We start from the raw sequence: 18478 nt of genomic DNA on the forward strand, positions 1-18478 counted from the left end.
GCTGGTCAGACCTGATAATCACTTCCCTGAAAATCTCCGCTAAGGTTACTTTGAGGCATCATGACCTTATGCAAGAATGACTGGCTGGTATTTCACCAGCGCATTGACGTGGATGAGACAACCGTGAGCAATCTAACCGACGCGCTGCATCAGCAACTTGCCCACCGCATTATGGTATTAGATGGTGGAATGGGCACCATGATCCAGAGCTATAAACTGGACGAACACGATTTTCGTGGCAGCCGTTTTGCTGACTGGCCCTGCGATCTCAAAGGCAATAACGATCTGCTGGTGCTAAGTAAACCAGAGGTGATTCGCGAGATCCATGATGCGTATCTGGCCGCCGGTGCGGATATTCTCGAAACCAATACCTTTAATGCCACCTCCATTGCGATGGCGGACTACCAGATGGAAGCCCTGTCGGCAGAGATTAACTTCGCGGCCGCGAAGCTGGCGCGTACCTGCGCAGATGCGTGGACGGCAAAAACGCCAGATAAACCGCGCTATGTCGCGGGCGTACTGGGCCCCACCAACCGCACCTGCTCGATCTCACCCGATGTTAACGATCCGGCGTTCCGTAATATCACCTTCAATCAGTTGGTGGACGCCTATCGTGAGTCCACCCGGGCGCTGGTGGAAGGCGGTTGCCACATCATCATGATTGAAACGGTATTCGATACGCTCAACGCCAAAGCGGCTGTCTTTGCGGTGAAAGCAGAGATGGAAGCCCTTGACGTGGCGCTGCCGTTGATGATCTCCGGCACCATCACCGATGCTTCAGGCCGCACGCTTTCCGGACAAACTACCGAAGCCTTTTATAATTCGTTGCGCCATGCAGAACCCTTATCCTTTGGTCTGAACTGCGCACTGGGGCCGGATGAACTACGCCAGTATGTTGCTGAACTGTCACGCATCGCCGAAGGCTATGTCACTGCCCATCCCAATGCCGGTTTGCCCAACGCCTTCGGCGAATACGATCTTGATGCAGAAGTGATGGCGCAGCAGATTGGGGAATGGGCCAACGCCGGCTTTCTGAACATTGTTGGCGGCTGCTGCGGCACCACGCCACAGCACATCGCTGCCATGGCGGCGGCCGTGGAAGGCGTTGCGCCACGTCAGCGCCCCAAACTGCCCGTTGCCTGCCGTCTTTCGGGTCTTGAACCGCTGAATATCAGTGCAGAATCGTTATTTGTGAACGTGGGAGAACGCACCAACGTTACCGGCTCTGCTAAATTTAAGCGCCTGATTAAAGAAGATAAATATCATGAGGCGCTGGAAGTCGCGTTACAACAGGTTGAGAGCGGTGCCCAGATTATTGATATCAATATGGATGAGGGAATGCTGGACGCGGAAGCCGCGATGGTGCGTTTCCTCAACCTGATTGCGGGTGAGCCCGATATTGCCCGCGTGCCAATTATGATCGACTCCTCGAAATGGGAGGTTATTGAGAAAGGGCTGCAGTGTATTCAGGGAAAAGGCATCGTCAACTCCGTCTCAATGAAAGAAGGTGAGGCCGTATTTATCCACCATGCCCGCCTTGTCCGCCGCTACGGGGCCGCCATGGTGGTGATGGCCTTCGATGAGGTGGGGCAGGCCGATACGCGTGAGCGGAAGATTGAGATCTGTCGCCGCGCCTACCAGATCCTGACGCAACAGGTGGGGTTTCCGCCTGAGGACATCATTTTCGATCCCAATATTTTTGCCGTTGCGACCGGTATCGACGAACACAACAACTACGCGATGGATTTTATTGGGGCCTGCGAAGACATTAAACGTGAACTGCCCCATGCGATGATCTCGGGTGGCGTATCTAACGTCTCGTTCTCGTTCCGGGGCAACGATCCGGTTCGTGAGGCGATTCACGCGGTGTTTCTCTATTACGCCATCCGTAACGGTATGGACATGGGAATCGTGAACGCCGGGCAGTTGGCCATTTATGACGACCTGTCTGACGAACTGCGTGAGTCCGTTGAGGACGTGATCCTTAACCGGCGCGCCGACGGTACTGAGCGATTACTGGCGCTGGCGGAAAAATACCGCCGCAATAAAAGCGACAGTGCGGATGAAAAGCAGCAGGCTGAATGGCGCGGCTGGGACGTGGTGAAACGGCTGGAATACTCACTGGTCAAAGGCATCACCGAGTTTATTGAACAGGACACGGAAGAAGCCCGTCAGCAGGCCGCGCGCCCGATAGACGTGATTGAAGGGCCGCTGATGTCCGGCATGAATGTGGTGGGGGATCTGTTTGGTGAAGGCAAAATGTTCCTGCCGCAGGTCGTGAAATCGGCCCGCGTGATGAAACAGGCCGTCGCCTGGCTTGAACCCTACATTCAGGCCAGTAAAGAAGCCGGACGCAGTAACGGCAAGGTGGTGCTGGCAACGGTAAAAGGCGACGTCCACGACATTGGCAAAAACATTGTTGGCGTGGTCCTGCAGTGCAATAACTATGAGATTATCGACCTCGGCGTGATGGTGCCGGGCGAGAAAATCCTCAAGACCGCGCGCGAAGTGAAGGCTGACATCATTGGTCTTTCTGGGCTCATCACGCCGTCGCTGGATGAAATGGTCAACATGGCGAAAGAGATGGAGCGTCAGGGATTTACGCTGCCGCTGTTGATTGGTGGCGCCACCACGTCTAAAGCCCATACCGCCGTGAAAATCGAACAGCACTACAGCGGGCCCACCGTTTATGTGCAAAACGCCTCGCGCACGGTGGGTGTCGTGTCATCCCTGCTATCGGATACGCTCAGGGATGACTTCGTTGCGCGCACCCGCAAAGAATATGAAACCGTGCGTATTCAGCATGCGCGTAAAAAACCGCGCACGCCGCCGGTGTCACTCAGCGCTGCGCGCGACAACGCGACGAAGATTGACTGGGACAGCTATACACCGCCCGTAGCGAAGCACGTCGGTGTCAGGCGCGTTGACGCGGGCATTGACGTGCTGCGCAATTACATCGACTGGACGCCCTTTTTTATGACCTGGTCGCTGGCTGGCAAATACCCGCGCATCCTGGAGGATGAGGTCGTGGGCGATGAAGCGAAACGACTGTTTGCCGATGCTAACGCGATGCTGGATAAGCTGAGTGACGAAAAAGCGCTGACGCCACGCGGCGTGGTCGGCCTGTTCCCGGCTAATCGCGTGGGCGACGATATTCATATCTTTGCGGATGAGCAGCGCGATACGCTGCTGAACATCAGCCATCATCTGCGGCAGCAAACGGAAAAAACCGACTTTGCCAACTACTGTCTGGCCGATTTTGTGGCGCCGAAAAGCAGCGGTAAAGCTGATTATATCGGGGCTTTTGCCGTTACGGGCGGGCTGGAAGAAGATGCGCTGGCCGAGGCTTACGATAAGCAGCAGGACGACTACAACAAGATTATGGTCAAAGCTATCGCGGACCGCTTAGCCGAAGCCTTCGCCGAATATCTGCACGAACAGGTGCGCAAAACAATTTGGGGTTTTGCTCCCGATGAGCACCTCAGTAATGAGGCGCTCATCCGCGAAAATTATCAGGGCATTCGCCCGGCGCCGGGCTATCCGGCCTGTCCGGAACACACTGAGAAAGCCACTATCTGGGCGCTGCTGGATGTGGAAACGCACGCGGGTATGAAACTCACGGAGTCTTTTGCCATGTGGCCGGGCGCCTCGGTATCAGGCTGGTACTTCAGCCACCCTGACAGCCGCTACTTCGCCGTGGCGCAGATTCAGCGCGATCAGGTTGAGGACTATGCGGCGCGTAAGCGCATGTCGGTAAGCGAAGTGGAGCGCTGGCTGGCCCCCAATCTGGGTTACGACGCCGACTAAAAAAACAAGGCAGCCTGATGGCTGCCTCTTTTTTAGTTAAACCGGGCGTCACGGTCCGAGGTCATGTCATACAGCTGGTACTTCCTTCCCAGCATCTGGCCACCATCACGGGTGAGCGGTACCCAGTTAATCTGCGCACGGCCACGGGTTGGCGTAACGGTAAACAGATCCATGGGGATGGAGATATAGAAGCCTTTAGTAAAGTCACCTTCGCCATACTGTTGCGATGATACGTTGGTTTTTGTGGCATAAACGCCAACCATCACGCCACTGTCGAAGCGCTTAGAGAGATCAATCGTGACGCCTTTATCCTTCGCCAGATACTGCCCGACGCTGGCTTTCACTAAGACGTTCTCCATAAACCAGGGGCGCCAGTAGCCGGTAAGGTTGCCGGTAGGCGCTTCGTAACGGGTGAATCTCATCATGTCATCCCAGTCACGCTGGCGCACATAGTTAGCATCCACGCCAACGGCCCAGTTGCTGTCTACCGGACGATAAAGGACTTCGCCGCCTACGCCGCCATACATGGTTTCCAGATAGCCGCCGTAGACCTGGCCATAGAATCCATTACCCAGATAATCCATGTAGTTGGCTTGCAGATCGTTAACGTAAACGTTGTTCTCAACGTAGTCGCGAATGTGCGTACGCACGCGTGGCAGCGTGGAATCCGCAGGTGCGCCGTTGTAGTTAAATTTGTCGTAATTGTTCGCAACGTTAGCAAACAGGCTACCGCCTACCAGCAAGTGATCGGTGAGCCAGTAATCGACGTTGCCCATCACGCCAACCTGGTACAGATAGAAACTTTCCGGGCCGCCCACAGACTGGTTAAGTACCGGCGACAGGCTGTAACTCAGGCGCTCTTTGCGAATAAACATGCCCTGCTCGGTAGGCTCCGGATCAACCGGATCTGTGCGGACCTGTTGTAACGGCTTTTCATGCCCTAATGGATAACCCCCCAGCTCGTTGCGCAGGCTGGCAACGGAGGTTTCTGTCGTGACCTGAGGCATGTTGTAACGCGACTCCGTCACGTTTATGGTCTCAATACCGTCTGGGAGATGATTCATGATGATGCGGTTCGCGCGATCCACACCTTCACGCGTGTCACGGTATTTGGTTTGCTCGCCTGATACGTACAGCGTGCTGCCTTTGGTCTGGATTTTTGGACCAGCCAGGCCTGCGTTGTACTTCAGTTCAGACAGCTGATTACCTGTCACCGTGGTTTCCAGCAGCTTAGGTTGCGGGTTCGGGTTGTACGCAGGTTTCGGACTGTCGATATGATCCTGATGCATATCGTTGAAGTTGGTGCGAATGGTGAAGCCGAACATAAAAGTATTGCCGCGCTCATAGCTGGCATTGATATCGGCCCAGTCAGTGACGCGGTAGATTGCACCGACGTTGACCTTGCTGCGCTGCGGCAGGCGTCCGGCGAAATCATCCTTGTAATCGTTACCTTCGTATTCCACCTTCAGGCGCAGCGGCTGCCAGGGCGTCTGGTATTCTATCCCGCCAAATACCGCCGAAGGGCCGTGGAACATCTGCGAGCCATTGATCGATCCCGCCTGACCGACGCCGGGACGCTGACAGTAGCTGTCGCTGTAGGAACAGAAGGGATTTTTCACGGTTCCGCTGTTGCCCAGATAGCCCCAGCCCATACCCAACGTAAAGTCGAACGGCCCCCAGGCTTTGGTGGCGACCAGGTACTCGCTGTCGAACAGGCCGGTGCCGCCCAGATCGCGGGTACCAAACGAGACCTCCGGCAGCCAGTAACCTTCCTGCCACAGGCGCAGCTTCAGGTCGAAAGCTTTATCTTTATAGCTTTGGTTGCCGCTGAAACTTTCCACCGCGCTGTAACGCCGGGTGCGCACATCGGTATAACGCACGGTTGTTTCCAGCCAGGGAAAAAGCTGCAGTGAAGCAGAATAGTAGCGATACTGATCATTATCGCGGAAGTTCAGGCTAAATTCGCCCTCTTTCGCCATACGCGCGGTGGGCACCTGCATCAGGCCCACGCCGCCAAAATCAGACTGCGAAGGCGTTACCGGCGCGGCATACATTTCCGCATGGGCCTGACAGGCGCTTGCCACAGAAACAGCCAACAGGCTGAGAAGATAACGTTTTTTCATCAGTCTGGTATCCGGTGAGTCAGAACAGAAACAAGGCGATCATTCAGGTCTTTAAACGCGCCTGGCAGGCTCCACGACGAGAAGCCCGTCATAATGATGCTGCCGGGTTCGGGTTCAACGTGGCGGTGATTCCAGTAGGCCACAGGCGCTTCCCGCGTCGTGCCGTCCGGCGCAATCACAATCGCGATATTACGTTCTGCTCCAGCCAGGCGGGGGTGCTCGCTCAGGTAATCCCGTACGGATTTCCCTGGCTGCCAGTTCACGGCACCGGCACCCGCGATGGGGCCAAACAACAGGACGCTGGTGCTGGGCTGGGTAAGGTAGAGATCGTAGCTGCCTTCCAGGCGGCGGTTATCCATCGTGTGCAGACGGATCCAGTCGGGATCCAGGGAGGTGAACTGCCGCCCGGTCACCCGGATACCGCTTAACTGATGAATAACGGCATCAATTGCCGCAGCCTGCTCTCCGCTACTGTCGGCACGCCAGGCGCGCAACTGCGCCAGCGTTTGCTGATACTGCTGCTGCGCGACTGCCGTTGCCCCGCGCTCGGCAATAACGGCGCGTCGCCAGTCAGTCTTTGTCATCAGCGCGGGCTGAGTCACCAGCTGTGCCAGGTTTTCCACCTGGTTAACCTGAACACTCTGGGTATCGTGGGGGGCATGCACGGTAACCTGACCTGCGGCCTGAGCGGCCAGGGTGGTGAGCAGGCTCATTCCTGCCAACAAGCGTGTTATGTTTTTCATGATTTTGCCGGCTTCAGAATGGTGATATCAACAGGGAATGCATCGGCAGCCAGCATTTGTCGGGACTGCACGACCTGACCGCTACTGTTGTCGATCCAGAACGTGTTTTGCCACTCGCGATCCAGGCTGTCGATATGAAGCTGCTCATGCCAGACGCGGCAGGCAATGCGGTTCCCCGCAATATCCAGCACCTCGTCATCGCCCCGCGTGAAGGTTGAGCTCAGGGTTCCGCTATGGACGTTGCCCTGAACGGTCCACTGAACAATTCGCGTCCAGCTGTCTCCGTTGCTGAGGTGCAGTCCTTTAGCCAGCGGATCCTGCTGTAAATTGCTGACGTCTGTCAGATTGTCAGGCAGGCCCAGCGTTTTGATCAGCCTGCCATGTGCGGTGACCAGCATCGATTGATCGCGAGTGACCCACTTTTGCTGGCCATTTTCGTTATAACCCAGCACGACAAAAATGCGCTGGCCATCATTGATTCGGGCATACAGGCTGGCATAGGGCAGATTATCAATCTGCTGAGGCGTGACGGTGACATCTTCTGGCCCTTCAATGGCCATCATCACGGTCTGTTCGAGTCCTTTTTGCGTTTGTGTACAGGCCTGCAGCAGCAGGCAAACGAGCAGCAGCGGAAGTTGGCGCACAATGTGTCCCTGATAAATGATGCCAAAGTAAAAATAACCACACGAAAGTGTGGTTATGTTTAAAGCTCCCATACCCTTACTCGTTCAGGCCGCCGACGCTGTGGCATCCTGATAGCGACTCATTTACCTGCGCAAACGAATCGTGATATGCGCGTTCGCAGCCTTGCTACAGCCCGAATGAGCAGGGTACCCATCAACGCGTGGTGCCCGTTGTGGTTGTGGTTGTTGTACCAGTATTTGCCCCGTCACCACCGCCAGAAGCGGCAACACCGAGTCCTACTAACGCGCCGAGCACGCCGATACCTACAGCGGTCGTCGTACCTGCGGACATGGTGCCCGCCTGTGCGCCCGCTGCAGCACCAGCTTCTTCCGGCGCGGCAAACGCACTGGAAGAGACGGCTACGTAAAGTAATGCCAGACCGGCAATCATGCGTTTTTTCATAACAACACCTACATTGAGTGAATGAAGGATTGCTATCCGACATTTTTGCACAACAGCATAAACCGTTGACGCAAAGCCGAAGGACAGACCCATTACGGGCGCGTCCAGTATAGGGCAACAAAATACCAGAGTTCAGTAATGTAAAAACCTGTCAGTCTGTGAGGGCGTAAACGGGCTAAATTAAGTAAATTCAGCGTTAACTTATTTTAAAGGCATGAGTTTATGTTGAAAAGCCGGATATTTGTCTGCAAAGACGGAGAAAGCAAAGCGGTTTCTACTTATTTAGTATTCTTTGGTACGGAATAAGAATTATCGGAATTTCCTTAAGCGTGGTTAAATTAAATAACATTATAAAACAACAGGTAAGAATGAGCTGCATGCCGTTTTAGGGCCATTTTTAATAAGATTGTCATGATTTAACCCCGGCTAACTTCGGATTTGCCTCAGCCTATTTTAAGAATTATCCAATCCGTATATCGACTTTTCAGATAAAAAGCGGGTTGCACTCTCCATCATAGAATAAAAAAGGCGACTAAATAGCCGCCTTTTTGTGCCTGTGGAAATTTAACGCCAACGCTTGTAGCGATTAATTAAGGCATTAGTGGAGCTGTCATGACTGGTAATATCACTGTCATTTTCGAGCTCTGGCAGAATACGGTTTGCCAGTTGTTTGCCCAGCTCAACGCCCCACTGATCGAAGGTAAAGATGTTCAGAATGGCACCCTGGGTGAAGATTTTATGTTCATACAGGGCAATCAGGGCACCCAGGCTAAACGGCGTGATTTCGCGTAGCAAAATAGAGTTAGTAGGCCGGTTACCTTCAAACACTTTAAACGGCACAATATGCGCGACCGACTCGGCAGACTTTCCGGCGTCGGTGAACTCTTTCTGAACCACATCACGCGATTTCCCAAAGGCCAGGGCCTCGGTCTGGGCAAAGAAGTTAGACAGCAGTTTAGGATGGTGATCGGCAAGCGCATTGTGGCTCACAGCAGGGGCGATAAAGTCGCACGGGACCAGTTTGGTGCCCTGATGAATCAGCTGGTAGAACGCGTGCTGGCCGTTAGTACCTGGTTCGCCCCAGATAATCGGGCCTGTCTGATAGGTAACAGGCTGGCCTGCACGGTCAACGTATTTACCGTTCGATTCCATATTTCCCTGTTGGAAATAGGCCGCGAAGCGATGCATATATTGGTCGTACGGCAGGATGGCTTCTGTTTCGGCACCGAAGAAGTTGTTGTACCAGATCCCGATCAGCGCCAGCAGCACCGGAAGATTCTGCTCCGCTGGCGTGGTTGAGAAGTGCTTATCCATGGCGTGCGCGCCGCTCAGCAGCTGCTCAAAATTATCGAAGCCAATAGAAAGGATAATTGACAGACCAATTGCTGACCAGAGTGAATAGCGACCGCCTACCCAGTCCCAGAATTCGAACATGTTGTCCGTATCAATACCAAATTCGCCTACCGCTTTGGCATTGGTGGAGAGCGCAGCAAAGTGCTTCGCAACGTGCTGTTGATCGCCGGCCGTTTTCAGGAACCAGTCACGCGCACTGTGGGCGTTGGTCATGGTTTCCTGGGTGGTGAAGGTTTTAGAGGCGACCAGGAACAGCGTGGTTTCAGGACTCAGATCTTTTAGCGTTTCGGCAATGTGGGTGCCATCGACGTTAGACACGAAATGCATGTTCAGGTGATTTTTATACGGGCGCAGCGCTTCCGTCACCATGAAGGGACCGAGGTCAGAGCCACCGATACCGATGTTAACAACGTCCGTAATGGGTTTTCCGGTATAGCCTTTCCAGTCACCGCCGATAATGCGTTCGGAAAAGCCTTTCATTTTTTCCAGCACGGCGTTGACTTCAGGCATGACATCTTTGCCATCAACGATAATCGGCGTATTACTGCGGTTACGCAGCGCGACGTGCAGCACGGCGCGATCTTCAGTGCGGTTAATCTTCTCACCCGAGAACATAGACTTAATCGCACCGCTTAAATCGGTCTCTTTTGCCAGTGCCTGAAGCTTATCGAGGGTTTCCTGAGTAATGCGGTTTTTCGAAAAATCCACCAGCATCTGGTCGTCAAAGGTGGCTGAGAATTTAGCAAAACGATCGGCATCCTGGGCAAACAGGTCGGCAATTTTCGCCGTTTTCATCTGTTCATAGTGCTCTTGCAGCGCTTTCCAGGCTGCGGTTTGGGTCGGATTGATATTTTTCATGGCAACACTCTTGTTGATATTAAGAACCGTCATTCCATCGGGGTCGCATCGTACCCGGTTAGCATTTCAGTATGACCACAGTTGCAACTGAAAGGAAAATTTTGTCTGCGCCATAAAGGCACCATGATGAAAACACGCTGTTTTACGGTCAATAATGCGGCAAGATTTCAGCCTGATTCCATGGGGGAAAGGCTGAAAAGTATGGCCTGTTAGCAGACCGCATACCTTGTGCCACATCAGAAAGTGGTGGCGTTGCTGAAGCCATTAAGCACTGTAGTCGCTGCATTAGGGCAAAATTTGTTATCCGGTGCGCTCTGCATGAAAAATTGTCCCACAGCGGTCATTGACAGCAGGGCCAGAAATCGATAAATCTATGCGCGCTACTTGCGCACCCGTGCGCAAGCCAGAAGAGGCGCGTCGCCCAGGCAGTGTGTTGGAGGAACCGTATCCGGCGATAACACATCAGGGGGAGCGACGCCGAGGTGGTAAACACACGGTGTGTTGACTGTCGGCTACAGGGGCTGAATCCTCTGGGTTGTCACCAGAAACGTCCACAGTCGGACGTTTTGCAAGGTGGAGCGCTTCTGGGTGACTCGTCTATTCGATCTTACCCGTTTCTGCTCTTTCCTTGTGCTTAGGCTGAATTACTGTTTCTCACCCGTTAACGGATGAGGGCAACGTACCCTGACACGAGGTCATACAATGTCTCTGAATCTGAATGTAGCGAAATTTGGCGGTACCAGCGTTGCCGATTTCGATGCCATGAACCGTAGCGCCGATGTGGTATTGCAGGACAGCAATACCCGGCTGGTGGTGCTTTCTGCCTCTGCAGGCATCACAAACCTGCTGGTCTCTCTTGCCGAAGGCCAGGAGACATCGCAGCGTGCAGCGCAACTCGATGACATCCGCCGCATTCAATACGCCATCATCGATCGTCTGCAAAATCCGGACGTCATTCGCGACGAAATCGACCGCATCATTGATAACATCGGCATGCTGTCCGATGCGGCCGCGCTGGCCACGTCTAACGCCTTAACCGACGAACTGGTCAGCCACGGCGAACTGATGTCGACCTTGCTGTTCGTTGAGATCCTGCGTGAACGCAAGGTTAATGCAGAATGGTTCGATGTACGCAAAGTCATGCGCACCAATGACCGTTTTGGCCGTGCTGAGCCCGATGTGGCCGTACTGGCTGAACAGGTTAGCGCGCAACTGCAACCGCGTATTGCTGCGTCACTGGTGGTGACCCAGGGCTTTATCGGCAGCGAAGAAAAAGGGCGCACGACCACGTTAGGTCGCGGCGGCAGTGACTACACGGCTGCCTTGCTGGGTGAAGCGTTAAAAGCCTCGCGCGTGGATATCTGGACGGACGTGCCGGGGATCTACACCACCGATCCGCGCGTGGTGCCTGCGGCAAAACGTATTGATGAGATCACCTTTGAAGAAGCGGCTGAAATGGCCACCTTTGGGGCCAAAGTGCTGCACCCTGCAACGCTGCTGCCTGCGGTGCGTAGCGACATTCCGGTGTTTGTTGGTTCCAGTAAAGATCCTGCCGCGGGCGGTACGCGCGTGTGCAATGAGACGGCGAATCCACCGCTGTTCCGTGCGCTGGCGCTGCGCCGCAAGCAAACCCTGGTCACGCTGCACAGCCTGAATATGCTACACACGCCGGGCTTCCTGTCTGAAGTGTTCAATATTCTGGTGCGTCACAACGTGTCAGTGGATCTGATCACCACGTCGGAAGTCAGCGTGGCGTTAACGCTGGATACCACGGGATCAACCTCAACGGGCGACAATCTGCTGAGCCAGGCGCTGCTGACGGAGCTGTCGTCACTCTGTCGGGTGGAAGTGGAAGAAAACCTGGCGCTGGTGGCCATTATCGGCAACGAATTGTCGAAAGCCTGCGGCGTAGGGAAAGAGGTCTTCGGCGTGCTCGAACCTTTTAACCTGCGGATGATCTGCTACGGTGCCAGCAGCTACAATCTCTGTTTCCTTGTGCCGGGCAATGATGCTGAAAGCGTAGTGCGTACACTGCATCACAATTTGTTTGAATAAGCGCTCAGCCGCCACTGGGTTAAAGCCGGGCTCTGTCCGGCTTTTTCACGACAGGCCGCCAGGCGGCACAGCGTGCTTTCACAGTAGTCCCTCACTCGCTCATAAGGATATCTGTTTATGCTTGCCACCTTAACTCGTCTGTTTCCTTTGTGGGCAATTCTGTTGTCTGTCGCTGCCTACTATTCACCCACAACCTTTCTTGGCATCGGTCCATGGGTCGCTTATCTGCTGATGCTGATTATGTTTGGCATGGGCGTAACGCTGAACATTGATGATTTTAAACGCGTGCTGACGCGCCCGGCGCCGGTTATTGCCGGCACCTTCTTACACTATCTGGTCATGCCGCTGGCCGCCTGGGCGCTGGCTAAGCTGTTTCATATGCCGCCGGATCTCGCTGCGGGGATGATTCTGGTGGGCAGCGTTGCCAGTGGGACCGCTTCTAACGTAATGATCTATCTGGCTAAAGGCGATGTGGCCCTGTCGGTGACGATCTCGTCGGTGTCAGCATTGGTGGGCGTGTTTGCCACGCCGCTGCTGACGCGCTTTTACGTGGATACGCACATTCAGGTTGATGTCGCTGGGATGCTACTGAGCATCGTGAAGATCGTCGTGATCCCTATCGGGTTAGGCCTGATCATCCATCACACCATGAACAGCGTGGTGCGCCGGATCGAGCCCTATCTACCAGCCTTTTCCATGCTCTGTATTCTGCTGATCATCAGCGCCGTAGTGGCAGGTAGCCAGGGCTTTATTGCCTCAGTCGGTGTCATGGTGATTGCAGCGGTCATCCTGCACAATGCCATTGGTCTGCTGGGAGGCTACTGGGGCGGTAAACTGTTTGGCTTTGATGAGTCCACCTGCCGCACGCTGGCGCTTGAGGTCGGTATGCAAAACTCAGGACTGGCCGCAACGCTGGGCAAACTTTACTTTTCTCCTCTGGCAGCGCTGCCGGGCGCCCTGTTCTCTGTCTGGCATAACCTGTCCGGTTCACTGCTGGCGGGTTACTGGTCGGGTAAACCTGTTGAGAAAAAGAAGTAGTTTTTTGCCTGTACAACCGACATCACGGGGCCGGATGGCCCCTGTAGATTAATCCCCGTCCCTTTCGTCATCCGGCTGTTCCAGCACCGTGTAGGCCACTGCGCAGAACAGGGAGTTTAGCCGCTTCATATCACCCAGCAGGCCCAGATGGAGTGAGCTGGTTTCAATGCTCTGCACATTCTGCTGGTGCAGGCGATTGACGTGTGAATGGGAATAACGGCGTATTTTCAGGCGGAAACGGTGTTTGGCTCGGCGCAACCGCTTCGCGCTGGTGACGTCGTGCGAGAGGAAAACCGACAGGCTCAGCCGCAGGTTTTCAACCAGCTGTTCGTAGAGTGACTCAAGCTCTTTCATGCCTTCTGGCGAAAAGGTCCGCCGCGCGGCAAGAGACTTATCGGCGACATCGCCGCTCATGCGTTCAATGATATCGCCTGCCATTTCCAGATTTAGCGACATTTCAATCACTTCTCCCCAACGGCGAGAATCCTGCTCTGATAAATCCTCTTTGGGCATGCGCGCCAGATAGAGTTTGATGGCGGTGTAGAGCACATCGACGTCATCATCCAGCCGCCGCACGCGACGTTCCGCGCGTGCTTCTCCACGAACCACTTGCAGAAACGTGTCCAGCATCTGCTCCAGCACGTCGCCCATGCGCAACGCTTCGCGCGCCGCGTTAACCAACGCCAGTGCCGGTGTATCCAGCGCGCTGCTGTCAAGGTGCCTGGGTTTCAGCGTGGTATCGCTTTCGGCATCGTCAGCAATCAGTCGGCAACACAGACGCGCCATGGCATCGGCGAACGGCACCATCACCACGCAGCGAATCAGGTTGTAGAAAACGTGAAAGAAGATCACCAGCTCTTCGTCGTTCACCGGCAGCTTGTCCAGCCATACCGCAACCGGATCGACAAAGGGCAGAATCAATACGCAGCCAATCAGCTTAAACAGCAGGCTGCCCATCGCGACGCGTTTACCCGCCGCGTTGGAGCCACTGCCGTTGATGACGGCCAGTAAACCACTGCCGAGGTTAGCGCCAATCACCAGGCACAACGCCACCTTAAAGGCGATCACGCCCGTTGCCGTCAGGGTGGCCGTAATCAGCACCGCTGCCAGGCTTGAGTAGCTGATAATCGCAAAGACCGCGCCGATCAAGGCATCCAGCATCACATCACCCGTTAAGCTGGAAAACAGCACCTGTACGCCCGAGGCCTGGGTGATTGGCCTGGCGGCTTCGACAATCAACTGCAGCGCCAGCAGGATAAGCCCCAGACCAATGCTGGTACGTCCAAGCTGTCCTGCGCGGGTTTGTTTGCGGCTGATGAAAAACACTACACCAAAAAAGATAAACAGTGGTGAAAGCCAGGAGAGATCAAACGTCAGGACGCGCGCCATAATGGCTGTCCCGACGTCAGCACCCAATATCACCACCAATGCCGGTGTCAGGCTCACCAGGTTTTGGGCCACAAATGAGGTCACCAGCAGCGTGGTGGCATTGCTGCTTTGTACCAGCATGGTCACGCCAATGCCGGCCAGGAACGCCATGGGTTTCTTTTCTACACTGCGGCTGAGCACCCGGCGCAAATCGGCACCGTATACGCGCATAATTCCGGAGCGGGTAATGTGCGTGCCCCATACCAGAAGCGCAACGGCAGAGAGTAAGTTAAGCAGGGTTAACACGTATAGTGGCTCCTTAACCATCAGGCTTCAGGCGGTTCAGATTGCCAGCCTGATGGAGAACGCAATCTGATCACGTGATTGCCGGACGCTGTGCAATTTTTTTCAGTGTTTTAAACAACCTGCGCAACGTCGACATCTCTAAATGTAGACTACTCTGGCGATCTGCATGGACAAATCCGGCCTGCGCGCACCGCTTCGTTTACCGGGCGAGCCTTTTCAGGCCGATTGAACGGTCAGCGGTAGCGCATCGCACCGGCAGAAACGTTCAGTGGGCGCGGGGCTGGCCGGAGAGGGCTGCGGGTGATACCCGGTTGCTGACCCTGGCAGGTCAGCACAGGAGCGGGTTTAAGACGTTCATGTTCTTAACCCTTCCGCCGCACGGGGAAGGGCGCCAGCTTCAGTATGCTGAGCCCGCCAGCAGGGCATGATGGACTGGCTTATCATGGAGCACATCAAGCAGTGAACACAGGGTGCCACAAAGCTCGGTTTGTTGAGGCGCCAGGCCGGGCCTTAGCGAGAATCCCTCGCCAAACACAAACAGCGGAACGGTCGTTTCTTCTGGCAGCATGCCACCGTGCGACCGGTCGTCGTTCATCCCGTGGTCGGCCGTGACGACGACCTGATAGCCTTCTGCCAGCCAGCCGGGCATCCACTGCGACAGATAGCCATCCGCCATGCGCGCGCGGTTACGGTACTGCGCAGAAGACAGGCCATGCTGATGTCCGGCATGATCGATATTCATCGGATGAATCAGCAGGAAATCCGGGTTGTAACGTAACCGAAGACTCTCGGCATCTTCAAACAGGTGCGAGTCTGGATAGCTGTCATCGACGTAAAAATGACCAAACTGAACAGGCAGGGTCGGGGCCTCAGTGTGGCGATCGCGTGCCGGGACGAAAGGGGTGCGGTTATACAGCTCGCTTATCCAGTGGTAAGCGGCGGCGGCGGTGGTCAGTCCGGCATCGCGCGCATAGTGAAACACACTGCGTTCGCGGCTCATACGGTTAACGTCGTTATGAATGATGCCACTCTGCACCGGCGCAACGCCGGTCAGAATACATTCATACAGCGGACGTGACAGCGAGGGTAGCTCGCAGGTCAGGCTGTAATAATGCCCTCTGTCCTGGGCGCATTCCGCATGCAGGTAACCCATAGCATGTTGAGCAACGTAGTGACTCAGGCCGTCCAAAATCACCAAAATCGTTTTCATGTTTTCTCCTTGCTGCGCCGCTGAATTTGCGCGTCTGAGCCCTCAGGGATCACTGTGAGGTTATCTGACGCGGTGACAGGCTTTGATTTCACGTCTCATTACCGCCTGCGCAGGATCTATTTTGATAGTGTGCGCACACTAACTTATTGCGAGCCGTCTGCTTTCTGGTGACGTCTCGCGTACTGCATCGCGTTTTTTGCGGCCACCTGACTCTGCTCACTGCTAGAGGACAGAAGCTACGCGCCAGCTCAGGGCAGTAAACGCCTTCATCCAGAGGCGCCGGTGAAAGCATTGTCTGACGCCGTCGTTCGCAAAAGCCGAGCCAATGTAGTCTGCGGATATGAAAAATGGATGACAGGCTTAACAATCCGCGGCACGGCGAAAATCAGCCGCCGTAACGGGCCGATGTGAGCCGCCGTAACACAGCAATAAAAAACCGGCCTGTACAGCTGTGTCATTCCGCCTTAGGGAGACGGAATTCACCCTGCCTGACAGGGAACACTGCACGTCTCAACGTTGTGTCGGAGAGGGCAGCGGATGCGGTAAGCCTGACGGCTATATTGTGATTTAGGTCACACTAAAGCATGATAACGCTAACCGAACTCCATTCGATTCTCGAGGCGTGACATGAGTGATAAAAATCCTGCAGCACAGAAGATTGCGCGCCTGATGCAGTGGGTGCTGAACGCGGGGCTGTTGATCCTGGCCTTCATTTTGATGGTATTTTTGGGCAAGGAGACGGTACATCTGGCCAATGTGCTGTTTAGCACCGGTGAGCAGGCGTCCTCCTACCTGCTAATTGAGGGCATTGTGATTTATTTTCTCTACTTTGAGTTCATTGCACTCATCGTGAAGTACTTTCAGTCGGGCTACCATTTTCCCTTGCGCTATTTTGTCTATATCGGGATTACGGCCATCATCAGGCTGATCATCGTCGACCATAAAAATCCCTTTGATACGCTGTGCTACTCTGCGGCCATCCTGCTGCTAGTGATCACGCTGTGGCTGGCAAACAGTAACCGGCTTAAACGCGAGTAATCACGTTCTCAGCATTCAGGACGGGTGTTCCTCGTATCGCTCTGCGCTAAACTACCGCTCTGAAAATTTTTAGGGGAAAGTGCCATGACGCAAGACCCGCTCCGTTCGTTACGTTCACTTAACTGGCTGGCGCTGGACGATGCCGCATTGACGCAACCGCTTCGTGACTGGCTAATGGAAGAGGATTCCATGACGCGACGCTTTGAACAGCATTGCCAGAAGGTCAGGGTGGAACCTGTACGTGAGGACTTTATCTCCGCCGATGAACTCGGCGATGAAGGGGCATTACTCCCTGCCGATCAGCGTTTCTGGCTGCGAGAAGTCATTCTCTACGGGGATGAGGAACCTTGGCTGGCAGGGCGCACGCTGGTGCCAGAAAGTACCCTCAACGGCCCGGAAGCGATGTTACAGCAACTCGGTACGCGCCCGCTGGGGCGTTATCTGTTCTCGTCATCAACGCTGACCCGCGATTTCATTGAGCCTGGCCGCGTTGATGCGCTCTGGGGACGCCGCTCGCGCCTGCGACTGTCAGGGAAACCGCTGCTGTTAACGGAACTGTTTTTACCGGCTTCGCCGCTCTATCGTGATCAAGGTTAAGGGTTTGACCTGTGCAGAACAAACAAAACATGACGAAATGGCAGGCTTATAGCCGCCTGATGCGCATTGATAAGCCGATTGGCGCTCTGCTGCTGCTGTGGCCAACATTGTGGGCGCTGTGGTTGGCAAAGATGGCTGTTCCGCCCCTACACATACTGGCGGTGTTTGTCGCCGGGGTATTTGTTATGCGCGCCGCAGGCTGTGTCATCAATGATTATGCCGATCGCAAGGTCGATGGTCATGTCGAGCGCACGAAGCACCGGCCGCTGGCAAGCGGTGCCGTCACTGCGAAAGAGGCCAAATACTTATTTGTGGTGTTAGGACTGATTGCCTTTGCCCTGGTGCTGAGCATGAACCTGATGACCATCATGCTCTCGGTCGTGGGCCTGGCACTGGCCTGGGTCTATCCGTTTATGAAGCGCTATACGCATTTGCCGCAGGTGGTGCTGGGCGCGGCATTTGGCTGGGCGATTCCCATGGCATGGTCAGCAGTTAGTGAGTCCTTACCTCTTGTCTGCTGGCTGGTATTTCTGGCTAACATTTGCTGGACGGTGGCCTATGACACGCAATATGCCATGGTCGATCGCGATGATGACCTGAAGATTGGCGTTAAATCAACGGCGATACTGTTTGGCCGCTACGACAAATTCATTATTGGTTTGCTGCAGTTGGCGACGCTGGTACTCATGGCGTGGGTAGGGATGATTCTGGATCTGAACGGGGCGTTTTACTGGACACTATTGCTGGCTGGCGGGCTGTTTGTTTATCAGCAAAAGCTGATCGCAGAGCGCGATCGCCAGGCCTGTTTCCGCGCTTTTCTGAACAACAACTACGTAGGACTGGTTCTGTTTCTGGGCGTGCTGATGAATACGCCGCCGTTTTCACAGCTTCTTTAA

At 54.7% G+C, this 18478-nt stretch carries 13 protein-coding genes and 1 riboswitch; of the genes, 6 read left to right on the top strand and 7 right to left on the bottom strand.

What is annotated here, in order from left to right:
• Positions 1 to 123 precede the first annotated feature (123 nt).
• Positions 124 to 3807: a methionine synthase gene (gene metH, locus EL29_RS19270; RefSeq protein WP_033766284.1), complete on the top strand. Its 3684-nt coding sequence runs from the start codon at positions 124 to 126 to the stop codon at positions 3805 to 3807.
• Between the two features lie 32 nt (positions 3808 to 3839).
• On the opposite strand, the gene EL29_RS19275 is transcribed toward metH, so the two are convergent.
• The 5 genes from EL29_RS19275 to pgi form a co-directional block, all read right to left on the bottom strand.
• On the bottom strand, positions 3840 to 5930 hold the full coding sequence (locus EL29_RS19275) for a YjbH domain-containing protein (RefSeq protein WP_013024142.1): 2091 nt from the start codon (positions 5928 to 5930) through the stop codon (positions 3840 to 3842).
• On the bottom strand, positions 5930 to 6673 hold the full coding sequence (locus EL29_RS19280; protein WP_013024143.1) for a capsule biosynthesis GfcC family protein: 744 nt from the start codon (positions 6671 to 6673) through the stop codon (positions 5930 to 5932). The genes EL29_RS19275 and EL29_RS19280 overlap by 1 nt, the downstream gene beginning before the upstream one ends.
• A complete protein-coding gene (locus tag EL29_RS19285; protein WP_033766286.1) occupies positions 6670 to 7317 on the bottom strand; it encodes a YjbF family lipoprotein in 648 nt (215 codons plus the stop codon). Before EL29_RS19285 ends, EL29_RS19280 begins: the two co-directional genes overlap by 4 nt.
• 193 nt (positions 7318 to 7510) lie before the next feature.
• The gene (yjbE, locus tag EL29_RS19290; RefSeq protein ID WP_026020991.1) at positions 7511 to 7759 is read right to left on the bottom strand and encodes an exopolysaccharide production protein YjbE; all 249 of its coding nucleotides are present in this window, start codon (positions 7757 to 7759) and stop codon (positions 7511 to 7513) included.
• Between the two features lie 564 nt (positions 7760 to 8323).
• Positions 8324 to 9970 (bottom strand): glucose-6-phosphate isomerase, encoded by a 1647-nt coding sequence (gene pgi / locus EL29_RS19295; protein ID WP_014606951.1) that lies wholly within the window; start codon positions 9968 to 9970, stop codon positions 8324 to 8326.
• Positions 9971 to 10369: 399 nt separating this feature from the next.
• Positions 10370 to 10562: riboswitch (Lysine riboswitch) on the top strand.
• Between the two features lie 110 nt (positions 10563 to 10672).
• Between pgi and lysC the strand changes: the two genes are divergently transcribed.
• Together lysC and panS are read left to right on the top strand one after the other, a co-directional pair.
• Positions 10673 to 12025 carry a lysine-sensitive aspartokinase 3 gene (lysC, locus tag EL29_RS19300; RefSeq protein WP_014595054.1) on the top strand — a complete coding sequence of 451 codons (1353 nt, stop codon included), beginning with the start codon at positions 10673 to 10675 and terminating at the stop codon, positions 12023 to 12025.
• Positions 12026 to 12142: 117 nt separating this feature from the next.
• Complete coding sequence (gene panS, locus EL29_RS19305) at positions 12143 to 13063, top strand: ketopantoate/pantoate/pantothenate transporter PanS (protein ID WP_013024148.1); 921 nt, start codon at positions 12143 to 12145, stop codon at positions 13061 to 13063.
• Positions 13064 to 13111: 48 nt separating this feature from the next.
• Here the strand turns inward: panS and EL29_RS19310 are convergent, their stop codons facing one another.
• Together EL29_RS19310 and EL29_RS19315 are read right to left on the bottom strand one after the other, a co-directional pair.
• The gene (locus EL29_RS19310; RefSeq protein ID WP_014606950.1) at positions 13112 to 14737 is read right to left on the bottom strand and encodes a Na/Pi cotransporter family protein; all 1626 of its coding nucleotides are present in this window, start codon (positions 14735 to 14737) and stop codon (positions 13112 to 13114) included.
• Positions 14738 to 15134: 397 nt separating this feature from the next.
• Positions 15135 to 15947 (bottom strand): alkaline phosphatase family protein, encoded by an 813-nt coding sequence (locus EL29_RS19315; RefSeq protein WP_014606949.1) that lies wholly within the window; start codon positions 15945 to 15947, stop codon positions 15135 to 15137.
• Positions 15948 to 16574: 627 nt separating this feature from the next.
• Here EL29_RS19315 and psiE point away from each other — a divergent pair.
• The 3 genes from psiE (at position 16575) to ubiA (ending at position 18478) form a co-directional block, all read left to right on the top strand.
• Positions 16575 to 16985, top strand: coding sequence for a phosphate-starvation-inducible protein PsiE (gene psiE / locus EL29_RS19320; protein ID WP_013024151.1), 411 nt, complete (start codon positions 16575 to 16577; stop codon positions 16983 to 16985).
• An 84-nt stretch (positions 16986 to 17069) separates the two neighbouring features.
• Positions 17070 to 17582: a chorismate lyase gene (ubiC, locus tag EL29_RS19325; RefSeq protein ID WP_013024152.1), complete on the top strand. Its 513-nt coding sequence runs from the start codon at positions 17070 to 17072 to the stop codon at positions 17580 to 17582.
• 11 nt (positions 17583 to 17593) lie between these two features.
• Entirely contained in the window at positions 17594 to 18478 is an 885-nt protein-coding gene (gene ubiA / locus EL29_RS19330; protein ID WP_013024153.1) for a 4-hydroxybenzoate octaprenyltransferase, read from the top strand.

It is taken from the genome of Pantoea ananatis LMG 2665 (genome assembly GCF_000710035.2).
GTDB classification, from domain to species: domain Bacteria; phylum Pseudomonadota; class Gammaproteobacteria; order Enterobacterales; family Enterobacteriaceae; genus Pantoea; species Pantoea ananatis.